We start from the raw sequence: 19,991 nt of genomic DNA on the forward strand, positions 1-19,991 counted from the left end.
AGACCCCTCATAGACGATGAGGTTGATAGGTTCGGTGTGGAAGCGCGGTAACGCGTGGAGCTGACGAATACTAATCGGTCGAGGACTTATCCACACACTTAGCAACTGATCATGCAGATCCAGTTTTGAATGAATGAAGAAGCCATTCCTTTAAGGGATGGCTTTTTTTATGAATAAGTACGAACCAAATACGTTCCTTTTGTTCATTGAGATATACACACTTAATAGTGCTGTAGGTGCTTCCCGCAGTTGCATGAGTACGTGGGTAATCCAAAAGAATGCCTAAGCACAAAAAAGCCGCCTTCCTGTAGGAGAGGCGGCGTCTTTTTTCCCACTCAAAAATCACGCGTCTGATCAAAAATAGCAAAAAGCTCGTCCACATCTACTTCCACACCAACAGTAGCCAAATTCCGTTTTGCCGACTGAAGCAGCTCATCGAGCACAACGAAAATTTCTTCCCGCTCAACCGTTTCAATAAAGCCAGTCCGGCGATCCATTTTGTTGAAAGTCTCTGTGTACTCTTTGACCAATGCACGCAAAGCAGTTTGTATTTCTTCCGCATTCGTAGCGTCTTCACTGCATTGTTTTTCAAGCGCACTGATCGAGGTGTTCATTTTTTTATAGAGACTGGCAGCCTTGTTGGCGTGGGTTGTTGAGATGTGCTCCCTGCCATCCCAATCGCGAAACGGATTGGTCAAATTATTGGCCAGCCATTCGGGCTTGCGCGGCTTGGTGATGGACAAATCCAGCCCATTTTTCACTTCTTTTTTGTAGGCGGCTTTAATGGTCTTGGCGGCTTCAGCTGGGAGGCTCGTCATCCAGAGCGAGGAGAGCTTGGGACATTGATCTGGCGAAGGGAACTCGTCCCCTGTGAAGCCAAACAGATCGTAGGTCGTAAACGTCAGTAGCTCCTTCAAGTGCTTGATACTGCCCAGATTGCTGAGGGTACCAGGCTTGCCCCGCAGACGGATGTTCTGAAGCGAAGGATAGCGTTGGACGAGTGGCAGCAAGTCCAGCTCCACTACATTATGCAGATTGAGTCCTCCTAGCTGGTCGAGCCCACGGTGAAGCGGCAGCGAATCTGAGAATGAGGCGGTCAGCCAATGCCCATTCTGCTCGGCATCTATGAACAGGTTTGATGAAATGTCCTTGCCCAGTATGAGCTCTCTTAGACAATCGTTCAGATGGAGTGACTCCAGCCCGTCCGCGTTTTGGATAGAGAATTTACTGAGATGGCTTCCTGTCAGATCTAGAGAGGAGCCATTGGCTTTTTCCAAGTGAAGCTCCAGTATAAACGGATTGCTTTTGACAAAGGTAAGCAAGGAATCGGTGGGCTGCTCTGCATAGATTCTTGTCAGGCAAGGGAGCTTTTCCAATTCAGAGATGTCCGTCAGGCTTCGCAGGATGTCAGCATGAATGACGTTGTTAGATCGGCGCAGGCTTGTTCCGCCCAGCGAAATCATCTGGTCATCCTTTGCGGCCTGTTTAAACTGCTTGCGACGTTCCTCGGGAATTTGATTCCACTTGTGTTGACGGTACAGGCTCCCTCCGACATCCCAACTGCCGTAACTCCTTGTCTCTTCTGTCAGGATAGGTGGTACATTGCCTACTTTTATGTAGCCTTTGGGAACCGCTGGATCAACATAGATGTGATCGAGCTTGTTGTTCCAGAAGAAGTAGTCGCAATATAAGGGCCTCATCTGGTGCAGATCTGATTCATCAGGTAGTGTATCGCTGCTCCAGTCCAGCTCGAGGATACTGATGAGCGAATTGGCTTTACTCGAGCCAGGTTCTTCTACCGATGTGACCTGGCAAGCTGCGTACTTTTGCAGCTTCTCGACAAAAACACAGTAGATGTCTCCGACTGTGGGCGTCATTTCTACCATCCTTTCCATCTCGCAAGGCGTGTTAATATCGTTATTTTTACATATTTTTCATAGGTTGTCGTTGTTCTTGCTGTTTTCTATAATGAAAAAATAAACACAGGTCGGACACAGCGGCGTGTGAGAGGCGGCGAAGAGATGAAGAGAGAAGAGAGCACGGAGAAGTGGATGAGCCGCGTATTGGAGGCCATTGTTGAAACGTCTCGCGATCATTTGTTAATCACGGACCCTGAGGGCTACATCCGGCTGGTTGGCGATTCGTCCTATGAAATATACGGCATTGGAAAGCAAGAGCTCTTGGGCAAAAACGTCATCGAGCTTGAAAAAAGAAAGGTTTTTTCTCCATCTGTCACGCGAAAGGTCATGGATGCCAAGACGCCGCAGACGATCATGCAGGAAATACCCGGGGGTCGAAAGCTGATGGTGACAGCCTTTCCCGTCTGGAATGAAGATGGCAGCATGCATTCGATCATCAGCTATTCCCATGACCTGACTGAAATTATGGAATTGAAACGGCGTTACGAAGGTCTGACAGAGCAGCTCAAGCAGTTTGAAACCGAGATTGAGGAGCTGCGCGAAAAGCACCAGGAGGGCTTCGTGGCAGTGAGTCAGCCGATGCAAGCCATTGAGCGTCTCATCAAAAAAGTTGCGGCTGTCGATTCGAATGTCCTGATCCTCGGGGAATCAGGTGTCGGGAAAAACGTGATCGCGAAAGAAATTCATCGCAATAGCCGTCGTGCGGGTGGGCAATTCGTGGAGATCAACTGTGGCTCGATCCCGGAGGGCTTGCTGGAATCGGAGCTGTTTGGCTATGAGGCTGGTTCGTTTACGGGAGCCGCCAAGCAGGGGAAGCAAGGGATTATCGAGATGGCGAACCAAGGGACTCTCCTCTTGGACGAGCTGGGGGAACTGCCGCTGACCTTGCAGGCCAAGCTGTTGAAGGTGATTCAAGAAAAACGGTTGCAGCGCGTTGGGAGCACACAGTACCGCGACGTGGATTTTCGGCTGATTGCCGCCACCAATCGCGATTTAGAGAAGATGGTGAAGGAAGGGAAGTTCCGGCAGGACCTGTATTTTCGTCTGAATGTTGTCCCGATCCACGTCCCGCCGTTACGAAATCGGCCAGAGGATATCGCGGCTCTCCTGAAGCGCGTCCTGCGCTCGCTCAATGAACGATACGGAATGGACAAGCGTCTGGACCCTGCTGTAACACATGCCTTGATGCAGTACGAGTGGCCCGGCAATGTGCGCGAGCTGGAGAACGTCTTGGAGAGAATGGTGGTCACAGCGGACGAAGAGGTGATCACTTCTCAGCATCTGCCCGCGGAAATCAGGTTGGCAGGGGAAGAGCAGGCAGCGATAGAGCCGAGTCTGGCTACTTCCAAGATGTCGCTTCGCGAAGCATTGGAGCAGGTAGAGGAAAAATGGCTGCGCTATGCATCCGAGCACTGCCGGACCACTGGAGAAATCGCGGAGTTTCTCGGCATTAGTCAGCCCTCTGTCGTGCGGAAGCTGCAAAAATATCGAATTCGTTCCAGGTGATTCAAAAATGAATCGTTTATTCAAAAGTGAATCGATCATTCTGGTATTTTGATTCATTTTTGAATAATTTGATGTGACCGTAGTGCCGGAAACGCGATTTCATCAAGCTCTGGCGTTTGGCATAGGTATTGCTACATATCGTGGTTGAGTTTACAAGCAAGCAATTCAACCAATACCATCTCGAACGAGGAGAGGAAACGATATGTCCAAACAACGTCAATTTGTAAACGTAGCTGCTGGTGTGCCAGGTCCAAAGGGAGCGGCCCTGATTGAAAAAAGAAAGCAGTTCGTTCCAAAAGGTGTCGGCAACAATACCCCTGTTTTTGTAGAGTCAGCTTCAGGTGCCTTGGTCACGGATGTAGATGGTAATACGTACATCGATTTTGCCGGAGCGATCGGTACACTGAATGCCGGACACTGCCCGCCGGAAGTAGTTGAGGCACTAAAAGCGCAGCTGGACAAATACATTCATCCTTGCTTCCACGTAGGGATGTATGAGCCATATGTGGCGTTGGCTGAGAAGCTGACGCAAATCACACCAGGCAGCTTTGAAAAGAAGACGATGCTCGCAAACAGCGGGGCAGAAGCAGTAGAGAACGCGGTAAAAATCTCCCGCAAATACACAGGACGCCCAGGCATCATTTCCTTTAGCCGCGGCTTCCATGGTCGTACGCTTCTGGGTATGTCACTGACTTCCAAGGTGAAGCCGTACAAATTCCAGATGGGTCCATTCGCTCCAGCTACGTATAAAGCGCAGTTTCCGTATCCACTGAACAAGCCGGAATCCATGACTGATGATGAGTACGCGCAATTCTGCGTACGTCAGTTCGAGGACTTCCTCTTGACTGAGGTTGCACCGGAAGAAGTGGCTGCCGTGATTATGGAGCCGATTCAGGGAGAAGGCGGCTTTATCGTTCCGCCTGTGTCCTTCGTTCAAGGAGTCTATAACATTTGTAAAAAGCATCAAATTCTCTTCATTTCGGATGAGATTCAAACAGGCTTCGGTCGTACTGGCGCCATGTTTGCTTCTACCCATTTTGATATCGAGCCAGATATCATCACCATGTCCAAATCAATCGCGGCAGGCTTGCCTATCTCTGCGGTTACGGGACGCGCAGAAATCATGGACGCGCCAAATCCAGGTGAGATCGGCGGTACCTATGGAGGAAGTCCGCTTGGCTGTGTAGCGGCATTGGCAGTCATTGAAAAAATGGAGCGCGAAGACCTTTCTGGTCGTGCGCAGGTGATCGGGGACAAGATCAAGGCACATTTCCACGCGTTGCAAAAAGAGTTCCCTGTGATCGCAGAGGTGCGCGGGCTAGGTGCGATGTGCGCCGTAGAATTTATCGATCCAACAACCAAACAACCAGCGAAAGAGCTCGTTGCTGGCTTGACCAAAGGCTGCTACGAGTCTGGCGTCATCGTCCTTTCTGCTGGCGTACACAGCAACGTGCTGCGCTTCCTGTCTCCACTGGTTATTACAGACGAGCAACTGGAAGAGGCACTGGACATTATGACGGATGTTCTGAAAAGCCAATACGTGACGAACTAAAAAGCCCGAGGGGGTTCTCCATACTCATGAAAAAGCATCTCTACATCAACGGACAATGGAAAGAAGCAAAAGAATACGCACCGCTCTACTCCCCGTATTCTGGGGAGCTGCTGGCTGAAATCGCTCAGGCAGACGATCATGACGTCGACGAGGCAATCAAGGCGGCCAAAGCAACAGCCAAAGTCATGGCGAAAATGCCAGCCAGTCAGCGCGCCTTGATACTGGAGAAGGCCGCTGCGATTATGGAAGCACGCAAGGAGGAACTGGCGGTCATCCTCGCACAGGAAGCCGCCAAGCCACTTCGCACGGGTCGTGTAGAAATCGCTCGGACAATCCAGACCTACAAGTTCGCAGCAGAAGAAGCGAAGCGCATTCACGGAGAGACGGTGCCGCTCGATGCAGCACCGGGTGGTGAAGGACGTCTTGCTTTTACGGTACGTAAGCCGATAGGCGTAGTCGGCGCGATCACGCCTTTTAACTTTCCATTTAATCTCGTAGCACACAAGGTTGGGCCTGCCATTGCCGCAGGAAATACCGTCGTACTGAAGCCAGCGAGTCAGACGCCGCTTAGCTCGCTGATCCTGGCCGATATTTTCGCAGAGGCAGGCTTGCCAGCAGGAGCACTCAATATTTTGCCTGGAAAAGGCGCAGTCGTAGGCGAAAAGCTGGTCAGTGACAGCCGAATTGCCGCGATTACGTTTACGGGAAGCCCAGCGGTTGGAATCGCAATGAAAAACAAAGCGGGACTCAAGCGCGTGACCTTGGAGCTTGGCTCCAACTCCGCAGTAATCATCGACCACAACGTGGAAATCACGCAAGCGTTGATTGATCGTTGCGTGACGGGTGCCTTCTCTTTTAGCGGTCAAGTGTGTATCTCGCTGCAACGCGTCTATATTCACCAAAGCAAGTACGAAGAGTTCCTGGAGAAGTTTAAGGCGGGCACAGAAAAGCTCGTGCTGGGAGATCCGCTGAACGAAGAGACAGACATGTCCTCTGTGATCTCCGCCAAGGATCATGAACGCATGGGAGCATGGGTACAGGAAGCAGTAGAAGCAGGTGCACATGTAGTTACTGGCGGGAAGCCTGTCAGTGACAACCTCTTTGCCCCTACGATTCTGACCAATGTGGGCGCGAATGTTGCCGTCTCCTGCCAAGAGGTTTTCGGTCCAATCGTAGTCGTTACACCGTTTGAGACGATGGACGAAGCGATTGAGGCGGTAAATGACTCCCGATTCGGCTTGCAGGCAGGTATCTATACGAGTGACATTCACGCGGCTATGCGTGCAGCGGAAGAGCTGGAGGTCGGAGGCGTGATGATCAACGACATTCCAACGTTCCGCGTAGACAACATGCCGTATGGCGGAGTAAAAGACAGTGGCTTTGGCCGCGAAGGGATCAAGTATGCGGTCGAGGAATTAACGGAACTAAAATTAATCGCGATCAAACTGTAACAGCGAATGACGGGCCCGATGAGGCTCGTCTTTTTTTGAAAATAGCGTCTTGAAGGCGATTTTTTCCATTTCCATAAATTGTCATAAATGAAACCGCTTCAAAAAGTTGTTTGGTATAGGTGGTTATGTTAGTCTAGCGTGTAGTGGCAGACTATGTTCATTTTTGCGGAAGAGTGTGTGATTACACTTTACTTGTTGCGCAGATGAAATAGTCGTTTTTTTATGTGTATAGGGCATTTCTTACATGAAAAGGGGACAATCATGATTAGTCATAAGAAAGGGGCCAGTGGGTTCCGATTATTTCACTGGATCTCCCTGGTAGCGATCGTGGCATTGTTGGCAGGCTGTTCACCGTTTCAGGGGAAAGAAAACGGTGCAGATAACGGGCCAGCGCCAGCCAAACCTGAAAATATCGAGCGTTACCAAGGGGAAAAGAGCAAGGCAGTGTCTATGGTCTACACGACGCAAAGACAGCTTGCTCTTACTTTTAATGGGATGGCAGATAAGGACACGATGAAAAGACTGCTCGAGGAGTTGGACAAGTACCACATCAAGGCAGCTTTTTTCATGCCAGGAATGAGAGTAGCGGAAGAGCCTGACATTGCGCGAGAAATTGTCGCCAGAGGTCACGAAATTGAAAACAACACGTTAAAACAGTCAGATTTGCAGGGTCAATCTTACGAGAAAATGTACGAAGATATCAAATTGGCTAATGAGGTCATCAAAAGAGAGACCGACAAAACACCGCGGTATATCAGAACGAAGTCGGGCGATTACTCCGACGATCTTCGATTGGTAGCTGCGCATAATGGACAAGAAGCGGTCGTGTCCTCCAGTCTGTTTCTGCACAATTGGCAAAAAGAGACGGAGGAGCAAAAAATTCATTACTTAAGAAAATATATGAATCGCGGCGGCATCATCGCGATGGATACAGAGGAGAACAAGTCTGTCGTAGAAAACATCCGTCTTCTCGCAGAGGCAGCTACGGATGTCGGTTACAGATTCGTCCCATTGCACGAGTTGATTGCACAAGGCGGGGAGCGAAAGCCGCTGCAAGAAATTCCGGGTTTTGATGCAGCAAAAATGAATGCGGCGTACTACGAGTCCAAGCCAAAACTCATCTATCGAAAAGAAACAGACAAGAAGATGGTCGCCTTGTCCTTCGATGATTGGGGTACGGATCAAACAGTTACGAAGATTCTCGATATCTTGGACAAAAAAGGAGTAAAGGCTTCGTTTTTCCTTCGCGCAGATGGTGTAGAGCGAAATCCAAACTTGGCGAGAGCGATTGCTGAAGCGGGTCATGATGTAGCCAACCACACCTATTCTCACCCGGTAAATACCAAAATTGCGCCGGAAGAATTGCAAAAAGAGATTGTCAAAGCCCATCAGATCATTACCGAAGCGATTCAGCAGAAGCCGACGATGTATTTCAGACCACCAACTGGGGCGTTTGACGAACAGACACTCAAGGCGATTGCAGCGACGGGCTACGAGGATATTACGATTTATGATGTGACGCCGTCCGATTACGACAAGAAACGGAGTGCGGACGATATCGTCAAAACCATTATGGAGCAAACGCGGAGCGGAAGCGTGATTCTGCTGCACATGCTCGATGACATTCACACAATAGAGGCGCTACCAATCGTAATTGACCAGCTTAGAAGTAAAGGTTACACGCTTGTACCCATGACAGAGATGTTTGGCCAATAAAGCCCAAAATAGAACAGGGAGAGGGAGCCAGCTTATGAATTTGTACGAAGGGATTGTGGAGAGAAAGGAGAAAATTGCTGTCGTCGGTCTTGGGTACGTAGGCTTGCCGATAGCGATGGCACTGTCCAAGCGTGCGGCTGTGATCGGATTCGATGTAAACAAAGAAAAAGTAGCAGCCTATCAAAAGGGACACTTTTATGATAATGACGTGGATCAGGGGCTGACGAGTGACGCTGCTATTGAATTCACTTCAGATGAAAATAGATTGCAGGAAGCGCGATTTTTTATCGTGGCAGTGCCTACTCCGGTCAAAAGCGGCAATGTCCCCGACTTGAAATATGTAGAAAGTGCATCCCGCATGGTGGGCAGACAGTTGAGAAAAGGGTCAATCGTTGTCTTTGAATCAACCGTTTATCCAGGGGTAACCGAAGAAGTTTGCTTGCCAATCCTGGAGTCGGAGTCGGGCTTGCGTTGTGGCATAGACTTCAAGGTTGGCTATTCACCTGAACGCATCAACCCGGGAGACAAGGTAAATCGTTTGGAAAACATCGTCAAGATCGTATCGGGGATGGATGAAGAAACATTGGGAATCGTAGCAAGCGTCTACGAGCTCGTGATCAAGGCAGGCGTTTATCGAGCAGAAAGCATCAAGGTAGCTGAAGCGGCAAAAGTCATTGAAAATGCTCAGCGGGATGTCAATATTGCGTTTATGAATGAGCTGGCTATGCTGTTCAATCAGATGGATATTCCGACGAAGGCAGTATTGCAAGCGGCAGGAACCAAGTGGAACTTCCTCCCTTTTTCACCGGGCTTGGTCGGTGGGCATTGCATCGGTATCGACCCTTACTATTTAACGTACAAAGCAGAGGACAGCGGCTATCGCTCCCGCATCATTTTGGCGGCTAGACATATTAACGATGGCATGGGGAGATATGTCGCTCAACAAATTATCAAAATGGCTGTTCGTTCGAAGCTCGACCTCAAGAATGTACGGATTGGCATACTCGGACTGTCCTACAAAGAGAATTGCGCGGATATCAGAAATACCAAGGTGACGGATATCGTTGAGGAACTGAGGGAGTACGGGATCAACCCACTGGTCGTAGACCCGATGGTAAATCCTCAGGAGGCATACGAGGAATACGGCATCGAGCTGTCAGAGACGAAGGCTCTCCATGACTTGGACATTGTGGTTGTAGCCGTACCGCATGCTCCCTTTGCCCAGATGGAAGTCGCTGATTTTGCCGCGATGTACGGCAAGAATGAAGCAAAAATCATGATCGATATAAAAGAGACTTATTCCAAAGCTGACTTTGAAAACAGTGGATTTCATTACTGGAGCTTGTAGGCAGTGGAGGGGAGAGAGCGACAGTGATGAAACAGTTGATAGAGAAAATAAAGCCTAAAAAGAAAGAGAAAATCGATGAAGTACTGACGGTTTCCAAAACGGAGAGGCGCGTGCTATCGAATGTGCCAGACCCGGAGAAAATTCGTGTCCAAGTGGACCGACGTGGTGCTAAAGATACGAATGAGCAAGGACAGCTGGAGGACCCAGAATATTTGAATCGCATTCGGATGCTAAGTCTGCGCTATATGGCGGATTTCCCGGTGACGCTATTGACCAAGAAACAGCGGGTCAAGGATGGAGTCAAGGCCAGAGCCGTCGACATTTCTTCGACTGGCCTATTAGTTGAACTAGATTCAGAGATAGAAGACATCCAGGTGGGACAAGTGTTTATGATTTATTGCACAATCCCGCCAGGTACAATGCCAGAAGGCTATGAGTCAACGGTGAAGCTGGATGCAACTGTCGTTCGCTGGTTTACGCAGGAAGAGGACGGGCGTCAGAAGTTCATGCTCGCCTTCGAGTTTTCCAAACCGCTGACCGAGTATTTTCGCAAAAAGCGCTGGGGATACGCGATTTATATCGCAAGTGCCTCCCTGTTTTTCGCTGCGGCGTTTATCGTGCTCATGCGCGCGGAGAGCGTGATTTATTTCAAATACAACATGTACTTGTATTTGTACAGCTTGATTGCCGCTGCCTTTTTGCTGACACGGTATTTATTCGGTGCTCTTTATCGGGAGGTTCCCGTCAATCCGGACTATACACCGGGTGTGAGTATTATTATTCCGTGCTTCAACGAAGAGCAGTGGATTCACCGGACGATTTTGAGTTGTGTGAATCAGAACTACCCGATTGATAAGCTGGAGGTCATCGTGGTAGACGACCGCTCGACAGACCGATCAGCAGAAGAGATTCAAAAGGTCATCGATATGATTCATAACGAGGCTGAGCGCTATATGACTCGCGAACGCGTGAAGATGCACATTCTTTCTGAAAACGGCGGGAAACGGGTTGCTTTGGTAAAAGGTGTGGAAATGGCCAAGCACGATTTGGTTGTCTTCGTTGATTCGGACAGCTTTTTGGAACCGACTGCGATTCGCAACCTCGTACAGCCTTTCCAAGACCCGAAAATGGGTGGTGTCGCAGGGCGTACGGATGTGGAAAACAAGTTCACCAACGCAATCACCAAGCTCCAAACGGTTCGTTACTACATTGCTTTTCGCATTATGAAGGCGGCTGAGTCGTGGTTTGATAGTGTCACTTGCTTGTCTGGGCCGTTGTCTTGCTATCGCAAGGAATTGATTTTGCAGCATTCTGAAGCATGGCTGAATCAGAAGTTTCTCGGGCAGCCCGCCACTTTTGGCGATGACCGAAGCATGACCAACTTTATTTTGCGAACCCATCGGACAGGCTATCAGGATTCTGCAATTTGCTCGACGATTGTGCCGTCAGACATGAATATATTTTTGAAGCAGCAGATGCGCTGGAAGCGTTCGTGGTTGAGGGAATCTTTGCGTGCCAGCGGCTTTATTTGGCGCAAGGAGCCTTTTATGGCGATCTTCTTTTACATTGGTCTGATTGTTCCTATCGCTGCTCCCGTCATCGTACTGTACAACCTCGTATACGTTCCGCTCGTTCATCATATTTTCCCGGGTACGTTTTTAATGGGCTTGCTGTTGATGGCGCTCTTAATGAGCTTGGCTCATCTGTTTTTCCGTAGAAGCAAGCTATGGGTTTTCGGGATTGTCTTTTGTGTGTTTTATGAGCTGGTGTTGCTGTGGCAGATGCCTGTGGCTTGGGTGACATTCTGGAAATCTACTTGGGGTACGCGAGAAACACCGCAGGACGTCGAAGCGAGATTGAAAAAAGAAGCTCGAAAGAAGAACAAAAAAGGTTTTGGGCTGCCATTTTAAGAGGGAAAGACAAAGGGAGTGAGGGTGTCAGGAGTTATGGGGAAAACGACGAGCGATGTCTTGGACTATCGGAAAAAAGATCGCAATAAATTCATCAAGACGCTGATCCAGGTCGCTATCTTAGTCGTCCTGGGTGTCATGTTATATAATGCGGTATTTGATTGGAAGAAGTACGAGGAGCCGAATAAGGCGAACTGGACGAATGAAAAAGGCTTTATCGCCATCTCCTATTTTGGCGTAGGTCGTTCGGGTACACCGAAATTAGTAGCCAAGAAGCAATTGGACGAGCAGCTGCAGGCGTTGTATGACCAGGGCTATCAAACGATCTCGCAACAAGATATCTTGGACTTTTACAAGAAAAAGAAGCCACTTCCTGACAAGGCACTGTTTTTGGCTTTTGAAGATGGCCGCAACGATTCGAGCTTGTTTGCCCAACCGCTTTTGGAGAAGTACAACTTCAAAGCAACAGCATTGTCTTACGGCAACAAGATGGGAAACAGCGAGAACAAATTCCTCCAGCCGGAAGACTTGAAAAAAATGATGGAAAATGGCTTCTGGGAGCTCGGTTCCAACGGCTATCGGTTGACGTATATCAATGTGTTTGATGATCAGGGCAATTTCATCGGGGTAAAGGATGAGAGTGAATTAACGAATAAAACAAAAGTGGGCTACTATAACCACTACTTGATGGACTTTATCCGTGACAGCAATATGATCCCGATTGAAGACAGAAGCAAGATGGAAGCGAGAATGAACAAAGACTACAAGTTGATGAATGATACGTATATGGATCAATTGGGCTTTGTCCCGGGTGCCTATATGATTATGCATGCGAACACCCTGTATGGCGGCATGAATCGCTTGGTAGCGGATGCGAACGACGCGAATATCAAAAAGTATTTTACGATGCACTTTAACCGGGAAGGAACCGCCTACAACGACAGCGAGGGTGATCTGTACGACCTGACCCGCGTGCAGCCAGAGCCTTACTGGTACACGAATCATTTGTTAATGCGCATCCAAAAAGACACTGACGAGAAGATTCGCTTCGTTCGCGGCGATGAAGAGCAGGCCAAAGAGTGGGATCGTCTCAGTGGCGCCGCGCAATTTATGGAGGATCAGATCGTCCTGACCTCTCCAGCTGCTGGCTCTGGCATGTTATATTTAAAAAACAGCGACACCCAGAAGGATATCAAGCTTTCTGCCAAGCTGGAAGGGAATGTAATCGGCAAGCAGACGATTTATTTGCGCTATGATCGGGAAAAAGGCAGCTTTGTACGGGTCGTTCTGCATGATAATGAGCTGCGCGTCGAGCAGAAGAAGGAAAAAGGAGAAGTTCAGGAGCTTTTCAAGACGGAATTGAGCCAAGTGATTTGGAATCCAGAAGATTTGACCTTTGACCGTGCCTCTGTTTATACGCGAGAGCAGGGTGAGTCAGGTGCTCCCGAGCTGGAAAAATACCCGATTAACATTAAAAATACGCGTCAACTCGAAATCACTGTTCAAGGAGACCGTCTCAGTGTTTCCGTGGATAAAACACCGCTCATGGATCAGCAACAGATCGACCCGAGCATTAGAAGCGGTGGTGTTGCATTGGAAGCGGCCTATAGTGAAGTGAACAAAAAAGACGACATTTATGACGGTGTGTTTGCGGACATACAGATTGGGTCCCTGGTGCAACCAAATGGTGAGCAGCAGACGCTGTTCAGTAATGTGCAGACAGGGCTTGCAGGAGTCGTCAGTTCGATCAAGAAAGCTTTTTCTTCCACAATGGACTGGGTCATCGACACCTTTTAAATCTGAAACAAGGGGGATCAGTGTAAGGTGTCAAACATCAAGAAACGATCGATCATTTTGACTGTTCTTCTGATAGTAGCGTGTATCACCCTCGTGTGGTACGTGATGAAATGGAATGATACCGAAAGCATAGAGATTGTAGATGCAGCCAACAACAGGACGGAGTTGACTGCCTGGGTGGTAGACTGGCAGTGGGAATCCGGTTTAGAGGATTTCCGCAGGATGACGGATGGCTTGTCCAGTGTGCAAGTCTTCGCCGCGTATTTTGATGAAAACGACAAGCTGCACTTTACTGACCGCATGACCAAGGCGATGCCGGAAATCAAGGAAGCATCGAAGCAGGGCAGCTATGTCGATCTCGATTTGACCATCGTGAATGATCGTCTTAACAGTGATGGTACGCAGGTTCAAAAGGACCCGTCGATTGTCAGCCGGCTCATGGCGACAGATGCAAGCCGTACCAAGCACATTATGGAGATCAAGAATGCCGTGATCCAGAATGGCTTTCATGGTTTAGAAATCGATTATGAGAGAATTGACGAGAAAGACTGGGACAACTTCCTTACTTTTATCCATACCTTGTATCAGCATATGGAGCAGGAGGGGAAGTCGCTTCGCATCGTATTGGAGCCGCGCGCGCCGATTGAAGACTTGGCATTGCCAAAGGGACCTACTTACGTCATGATGGCTTATAATTTGTACGGTACGAATACAGAGCCAGGTCCCAAAGCCGATCATGCATTTATTGAGCAGCTCGCCAATCGAATGAAAAAGGTGCCGGGTGACAAGGTCATGGCCCTCTCTGTAGGCGGATTTGATTGGGCTTCTGATGGAAAAGTGACGGCTGTGACGGAAAAACAGGCAGTAGACCTTGCTATCTCTAGTGTCGAGCCGCAAAAGCGGGATAAAGCGAGTGGTAGTTTGTACTTCGACTATATGGATGAAGACGGACAAAAGCACACGGTTTGGTATGCGGATGAAGAGACGCTATCGCAATGGGTCGAAGTCGCAAAGAAAGCGGGCATTGAGAAAATCGCGCTTTGGCGACTAGGTGACATGGGGGAAGGGACTTTGCAATATGTGAATCGATGAGGGGCTGTGGTGGAGGGAAGAAGCGAATTTCCAGTCTGCGCTTCGGCCTACGCCCCGCAAGGGGTGATTGACTGTCCGCTTCGAAATAAATGGCGGGAGCGCTTCAAACGTAGAAGTTTCGAGGATGTCATTCATAAGTGAAGCTTAAATTCCCCGCCATTTATTCCTACGCTGAGGTGGGCTTCAGAGGCGCTTGGACTGGAAATTCGCTTCTTCCTACGCAGCTTTGGATTCACATCTTGCAAGGTAAAAATGAATCAAGAAAAACATGAGGGCTTTCACTATGGGAAACCATCAATAAATTGCTAGAATGTTTTTCTATCACAATGTAACTTTGTACCGGAGATGAACGTTATAATGCTAGAAGCAGTAGTCTGCTCTTTTACAGGGCGGCTGCTACATATTGATTTTGGACATCATTCATAGGAGCGTGGAATTTTTGGGTCTCTGGGAAGCTTTTGTCGCGATTGTGCTGGGGCTAGTAGAAGGTTTGACTGAGTTTGCCCCTGTTTCCTCTACGGGTCACATGATCATCGTGGATGACTTTTTGTTCCAAACGAAAGATTTGTTTTCACCTGAAGTGGCCAATACCTTCAAAATTGTCATTCAGCTCGGCTCGATTTTGGCTGTTGTCGTTTTGATGTGGGATCGGTTCATGAGCTTGCTCGGCTTGAAAAAGCTGGCGGGTAAGAGTGAGATTCAGGCAGGACCTCGACTGAATTTGGCTACGGTCATTGTGGGGTTGATTCCTGCGGGGATTCTGGGTGTTCTGTTTGACGACTACATCGATGAGTATTTGTTCTCGACGAAGACAGTTGTAATCGGACTCGTGCTGGGCGCTCTTCTCATGCTTGCTGCGGATTGGTTCCGACCAAGACGTCCCAAGATCGAGTCGGTTGACCAAATTACGTACAAGCAAGCGTTTCTGGTCGGACTTATTCAATGCTTCTCCCTGTGGCCTGGCTTTTCCCGTTCGGGTTCCACGATCTCGGGGGGCGTACTGTTGGGCATGAGCCATCGGGCAGCGGCAGACTTCACGTTTATTATGGCTGTGCCGATCATGGCGGGCGCGAGCTTTTTGTCGCTGTTGAAGCGCTGGGATGCGATTACGATGGACAGCATTCCATTTTTTGTTATCGGTTTTATTAGCGCGTTTGTGTTCGCGCTTCTGTCGATCCGTTTCTTCTTGAAGCTGATCAATCGCATCAAGCTGACACCTTTTGCGATTTATCGCTTGGTACTGGCAGCGGTCATTTACTTTGTGTTTATGTAAAAATCAAAAATACGACAAAGGCTCCCAATTGGGAGCCTTGTTTTAATCATTCGCCTTTAGCTCGCTCGGTTTTTCAATAACAATACCGTTTAATTTAAGAGTGACAGGATTCGCAATCGTATCTCCAACGGGGCATGTCTGTTCCAAAAATTCCACAAAAGACTCTACTTGCTCTCTAGGAGCATCGGTTTTGATATGAAAGGTGTATCGGATTTCAGAATACCCGCGTCGAACATCAGATTTGTTCATGAAGCCATCTGTATCGAGATCGCCTTCGACTTCCACCCAAAAATCGTCTAGTTGAACGTTAAACTTCCTGGCATATACTCTGGCAACGATAGATTGGCATGCACCTAATGCGGAGAGTACCAGTTCAACGGGGTTCATCCCAGTATCCGTTCCTCCCAAGCTTTTCGGTTCATCGATGGTTATCTCGAAATTTCTGGAACTGGCCTTCACAACCATTCCCTTCTGTAGATGTGCAGTTGCTTTGAATGTTTCAACAGGCATGATGCACACTCCCTTCTGGATAATCAATACAAGTAAACTCTACCATAGTTTTCCAGAAATGATTATGAAGATTTATACGTTTTTGCTAGTTGGCAACTTGTCCACTAAACAAGCAACCTAGAATTTAAAAAGGGGCTGTCTCAAAAGTCGATTTCCCGACTTAGAGACGGCCCCTTCTATGTTTTATTTCAACAGGTAAACGGCACGCGTAGTCATAAATCCTTTGACCTCTTCGCCTTTATCCAGCTTTTGCTCGACGAAAGGAATGCCAGCTTCTTGTAGACGTACTTTCACCGCATTGAAATGGTGGAAGTCTACGACCAGCGTTTTGTTGCTTGCCTTGATCTCTTCAAGCTGCTTTTTAACTAATGCATTGGCGCCAGACTGTCCAATGATATGAGAAGCATTTACCATCACCATATTGGCGAGTAAAATGACGACCAGAACCTTGCCCGCATGACGGAAAAAGCCCTTCTGGACATCCCATACTGCCAGCGCAATCAAGAGTGGAATCAACCAAAGCTGCGGAACATAGCGCGCCCACCAGCTTTCCGGATTAATAAGCACGGTCACGAAAAGCGCCAGGCTGATCCACAAGAAAGGTGCTCCTTTTTTTCGATGAGTCCCCAGAAGCAAGACAACGAGAATCAGGCATGTGACAATCACAGCTCCTCCGAAAAGCGGCCCGAATCCGGCTACACGCACGTCAGGAGAGTAGAACACTGCGAGCTCTTTCAAGGTGACCGTAAATGGCACCTTCCATGTAGGGCTATGGGGTGTTGCGATGTTCTCCGATTTAGAAAATAAGGAGATAGCCAGATTTTCTATGCTCGTATTGTCTTTGAAGCCATGCGGGCTGTTCGAGGTCATGATATCAACGGCACCTTTGCCCGCCAACGGATAAAACGGATGCCCCTTCGCTAGCGTGTTGGTGACATACGGATTGTACCCGACAACCCCTACCGTAATAACCAGACTAATCGAAAGCCACACGAGCATGCTCTTGATGTGCTGACGGCGATCGTAGAAAAAGAAGAGCACGAGAATAGCCAAGCCGAGCAATCCGGCATACCCCAAAGCCGTGAATTTGATCTGCGCCAGCAGCATGAGCGTTGCGCATAGCGCTAGTAGCGTCCACACATGGTAGCGCTTATATAGCAGATAGCCGAGAGCGCAGATGATGAGCACGAGTGACCCGAGCTGTCCGTCAATATAGAAGGAAGTCGATTGCATGATCACCGCGGGATTGAACGCTGCGAGCAGCGCGAAGGCAATCGCAGCCCCTTGTTTCTCTGGGAAAGCGGTCCGGATGGCAGCGAGTGTCAGGAAAAAGGACGATGCAATCAACAACAGGTTAAAAATTTTGCTAACCTCGATCTGACCAGTCAGTTTATACATGACTGCATCGAGCATCCAAGGACCTTTGGCGTAATGATTGATCCAAAGGTGAAAGGCCGAGAGAACCTCTCTATTATCCATCTCCTCCACTTCTTTTGAACTAGGAGGCTTGAGGATGGGCTGGTCACGAACCGGATTCCAGCCGTCGGTTATCTTCACGATTGCTTCTTGATGATACGTTTGTCCGTCAAAAGAAAGATCAAACGTATTGGCACTGATGGAGTAGCTGATGCCTGAAACAACCGCCAGTCCAGCCAACAGGGAGAAAAACCAGGCCCGACGACGTGAACTTACGAAGACCGACACCATCCCGCCCATCGCAGCCAAAGCCGCAACGAGGCCAATCCAAAAGCTGGCGGCCGTCACGGACACGCCGAACAAAAATAAAACCGATGTGCTAAGCACAATCGTAGCCATAAACAATAGCAAAGCCGTTCCAAGCAGGAACGAGTACGTAGCTGTACGGTTATTCATGAATATAATCTCCTGTCTACGAATCTACTAGCCAATGAGGTTAGGGAGGTTCGCTGCCAGCAGATGCAATACGGTCGCAAGCAGTACCCCGAGCACCAGACCCCCGGCAATTTCCCATCTGGTATGTCCCATGCTTTCGCGCAAAGGTTTGGCGGGAAACACGTCCGGATGTTCCTTTGCGAGCTTGTTGAGTGCCTCTGCATGTTTTCCTACCGCTCTGCGCAATCCAGTCGCATCGATGATCACAATAAACGTCACAGCCACACCCAGCCCGAATGCAGGATGAGTAAAGCCCTCCTGCAAACCTATCAGAAACACAGTCGTGACCATGACAGTTGTGTGCGTGCTGGGGAACCCGCCGTTCCCGACCATTTCTTTGGCCCGGGACCCAAAACGGAGGTAATTAATCAAAAATTTGGTTATTCCGGACACAAGCCAGCCGATGAACGGCGCTACCGCATATAACATGATAAAACTCCTCTACGTGATGATTACGACTGAGAAATGACGACGACGCCCACGACGATAATCGCCAGACCGACAATACGTGTAAGGGACAACGGTTCGTTGAAGATCAAGAAGGACAGCGCAGCTACCAACACGTATCCGAGTGCTGCCATGGGATAAGCATAGGAGAGCTGCACCTTTTCCAGCGCAGCAATCCAGATAAACGCAGAAAGTCCGTAAAGCGCAAGTCCCACCATAATCGGCAGGTTCGTGAAATAGTGCAGGAACTTCAGTAGCAGCATGTCACTGTTGCTGGAGAGCGAGGATGCGCCCATCTTCATCGCGACTTGTCCACACGCACTGAGGACCACGGAAATGATGATTAGAACAATTGATGGCATAGCCTGATCCACAACCTATCTGTGCAAGGAAATTCAAGTTCAAAATTCGACCTTTTGAACTTCCTTATTTAAATTCAAATACGTAAATAATCCCGGCCACCATGACGACATACAGGAACACCGTAATGAGAATCGGCTTGTCCTGCAACAAAACTTTTTCCGGACTGCCGCCCTGACCTGCGACGGTGATCAAATACAGGTAACGGAAAATACCAAAGATCACGAGCGGAATGGTCCACATCAAGTGAATCGTGCGTCCTGATGTAAAAGTGAACAAGGAATAACTGATGATTGTCATAGTCGTAACAATCGTATTCAACTGATTCAACAATTCGGACGAATAACTGTCGAGCACTTTGCGATGCGTTCCTTTATCCTGCTGCAACAAAATCAACTCGTGGCGACGTTTGCTGATGGCCAAAAACAGTGCGAGCAGCATCGTACAGAGCAAAAACCACGGCGTGAACGGCGTTTGGATCATCAGACTTCCACCGATGGCACGCAAAACAAAACCGGCTGAAATAATCATGACGTCCAGAATGACCACATGCTTCAGCCTCAGCGAGTAAGCGACGTTGAGCACAAAGTAAACGAGCAGTACGAGCGCGAATAATCGGTCAAAGTAATAAGCACTAAAAAGGGAACCCAGTAGCAAAAACGCACCGAATGCTAATGCGAGCGCGGGCGGTAATGCACCAGAAGCCATGGGCCGGAACTGTTTTTCCGGGTGATTTCGGTCATTTTTGATATCGACAAAATCATTGAGGATGTAGACACAGCCGGATACAAAACAAAACAGCAGGAAGGCCAGCACTGATTTTCCAATGACATCCGGACTTACTTTGTGCAAGGAAAATAGCAAGGCAGCAAAGACCAGCAAATTTTTCGTCCATTGATGTGGACGAAGCTGCTTCACTAATAGGTAGACCATATTTTGTCGAACGCGTGGCGTTGTTTTGACGTCAACTTTAACAGAATTTGATGTTGCCCCCATATCTAACCCCTATCCTATATATCGAATCTTGTACCTTCTAATGACGGAAAATGTAAAAAGAAGGTTACACCTGTAATATGGTAACATAACTTCCTCCATAAAAATTTAAGGATAACAGAAAAACTGTGAACTTGCGATAAAGAATGATTGCCAAAAATAATATCAGGGTTTACAAGAAAACGCAGCCCTCGTGATGGAGCTGC

The 19,991-nt window shown here is 48.6% G+C and carries 15 protein-coding genes and 1 rRNA gene; 10 read left to right on the top strand and 6 right to left on the bottom strand.

Annotated elements, in window-relative coordinates; all coding sequences use genetic code 11:
- Nucleotides 1-94, top strand: a 23S ribosomal RNA gene (locus ACFVS2_RS23895); the annotation flags it as partial.
- A 241-nt stretch (nucleotides 95-335) separates the two neighbouring features.
- Here the strand turns inward: ACFVS2_RS23895 and ACFVS2_RS23900 are convergent.
- Nucleotides 336-1,877, bottom strand: a complete 1,542-nt coding sequence (locus tag ACFVS2_RS23900) for a hypothetical protein (protein ID WP_390238338.1) — start codon at nucleotides 1,875-1,877, stop codon at nucleotides 336-338.
- A gap of 144 nt (nucleotides 1,878-2,021) precedes the next feature.
- Here ACFVS2_RS23900 and ACFVS2_RS23905 point away from each other — a divergent pair, with 144 nt between their 5' ends.
- From ACFVS2_RS23905 to ACFVS2_RS23945, 9 genes are all read left to right on the top strand, one after another.
- Nucleotides 2,022-3,425 (top strand): sigma-54 interaction domain-containing protein, encoded by a 1,404-nt coding sequence (locus tag ACFVS2_RS23905; protein ID WP_390238340.1) that lies wholly within the window; start codon nucleotides 2,022-2,024, stop codon nucleotides 3,423-3,425.
- 202 nt (nucleotides 3,426-3,627) lie between these two features.
- Nucleotides 3,628-4,977, top strand: a complete 1,350-nt coding sequence (gene gabT / locus ACFVS2_RS23910; protein ID WP_390238342.1) for a 4-aminobutyrate--2-oxoglutarate transaminase — start codon at nucleotides 3,628-3,630, stop codon at nucleotides 4,975-4,977.
- A gap of 26 nt (nucleotides 4,978-5,003) precedes the next feature.
- Complete coding sequence (locus ACFVS2_RS23915; protein WP_390238344.1) at nucleotides 5,004-6,428, top strand: aldehyde dehydrogenase family protein; 1,425 nt, start codon at nucleotides 5,004-5,006, stop codon at nucleotides 6,426-6,428.
- 261 nt (nucleotides 6,429-6,689) lie between these two features.
- On the top strand, nucleotides 6,690-8,144 hold the full coding sequence (locus ACFVS2_RS23920; protein ID WP_390238346.1) for a polysaccharide deacetylase family protein: 1,455 nt from the start codon (nucleotides 6,690-6,692) through the stop codon (nucleotides 8,142-8,144).
- 34 nt (nucleotides 8,145-8,178) lie between these two features.
- On the top strand, nucleotides 8,179-9,492 hold the full coding sequence (locus ACFVS2_RS23925) for a nucleotide sugar dehydrogenase (protein ID WP_390238348.1): 1,314 nt from the start codon (nucleotides 8,179-8,181) through the stop codon (nucleotides 9,490-9,492).
- Between the two features lie 26 nt (nucleotides 9,493-9,518).
- A complete protein-coding gene (locus tag ACFVS2_RS23930) occupies nucleotides 9,519-11,402 on the top strand; it encodes a glycosyltransferase family 2 protein (RefSeq protein ID WP_390238349.1) in 1,884 nt (627 codons plus the stop codon).
- 36 nt (nucleotides 11,403-11,438) lie between these two features.
- Nucleotides 11,439-13,199, top strand: a complete 1,761-nt coding sequence (locus tag ACFVS2_RS23935) for a polysaccharide deacetylase family protein (protein WP_390238351.1) — start codon at nucleotides 11,439-11,441, stop codon at nucleotides 13,197-13,199.
- 27 nt (nucleotides 13,200-13,226) lie between these two features.
- Complete coding sequence (locus tag ACFVS2_RS23940) at nucleotides 13,227-14,291, top strand: glycosyl hydrolase family 18 protein (protein WP_390238353.1); 1,065 nt, start codon at nucleotides 13,227-13,229, stop codon at nucleotides 14,289-14,291.
- Between the two features lie 439 nt (nucleotides 14,292-14,730).
- A complete protein-coding gene (locus ACFVS2_RS23945) occupies nucleotides 14,731-15,564 on the top strand; it encodes an undecaprenyl-diphosphate phosphatase (RefSeq protein ID WP_390238356.1) in 834 nt (277 codons plus the stop codon).
- 42 nt (nucleotides 15,565-15,606) lie between these two features.
- Here ACFVS2_RS23945 and ACFVS2_RS23950 read toward each other — a convergent pair whose 3' ends face one another.
- From ACFVS2_RS23950 to ACFVS2_RS23970, 5 genes are all read right to left on the bottom strand, one after another.
- On the bottom strand, nucleotides 15,607-16,074 hold the full coding sequence (locus ACFVS2_RS23950) for an OsmC family protein (RefSeq protein ID WP_173621327.1): 468 nt from the start codon (nucleotides 16,072-16,074) through the stop codon (nucleotides 15,607-15,609).
- A 183-nt stretch (nucleotides 16,075-16,257) separates the two neighbouring features.
- On the bottom strand, nucleotides 16,258-17,946 hold the full coding sequence (locus ACFVS2_RS23955; protein ID WP_390238358.1) for a hypothetical protein: 1,689 nt from the start codon (nucleotides 17,944-17,946) through the stop codon (nucleotides 16,258-16,260).
- Nucleotides 17,947-17,973: 27 nt separating this feature from the next.
- A complete protein-coding gene (locus ACFVS2_RS23960; protein ID WP_376894908.1) occupies nucleotides 17,974-18,414 on the bottom strand; it encodes a divergent PAP2 family protein in 441 nt (146 codons plus the stop codon).
- Nucleotides 18,415-18,437: 23 nt separating this feature from the next.
- Nucleotides 18,438-18,794 carry an SMR family transporter gene (locus tag ACFVS2_RS23965; RefSeq protein ID WP_173621324.1) on the bottom strand — a complete coding sequence of 119 codons (357 nt, stop codon included), beginning with the start codon at nucleotides 18,792-18,794 and terminating at the stop codon, nucleotides 18,438-18,440.
- Nucleotides 18,795-18,858: 64 nt separating this feature from the next.
- Nucleotides 18,859-19,788, bottom strand: coding sequence for a decaprenyl-phosphate phosphoribosyltransferase (locus tag ACFVS2_RS23970; RefSeq protein WP_007717841.1), 930 nt, complete (start codon nucleotides 19,786-19,788; stop codon nucleotides 18,859-18,861).
- Nucleotides 19,789-19,991 lie beyond the last annotated feature (203 nt).

The organism is Brevibacillus sp. NPDC058079, from assembly GCF_042885155.1.
Classification (GTDB): domain Bacteria; phylum Bacillota; class Bacilli; order Brevibacillales; family Brevibacillaceae; genus Brevibacillus.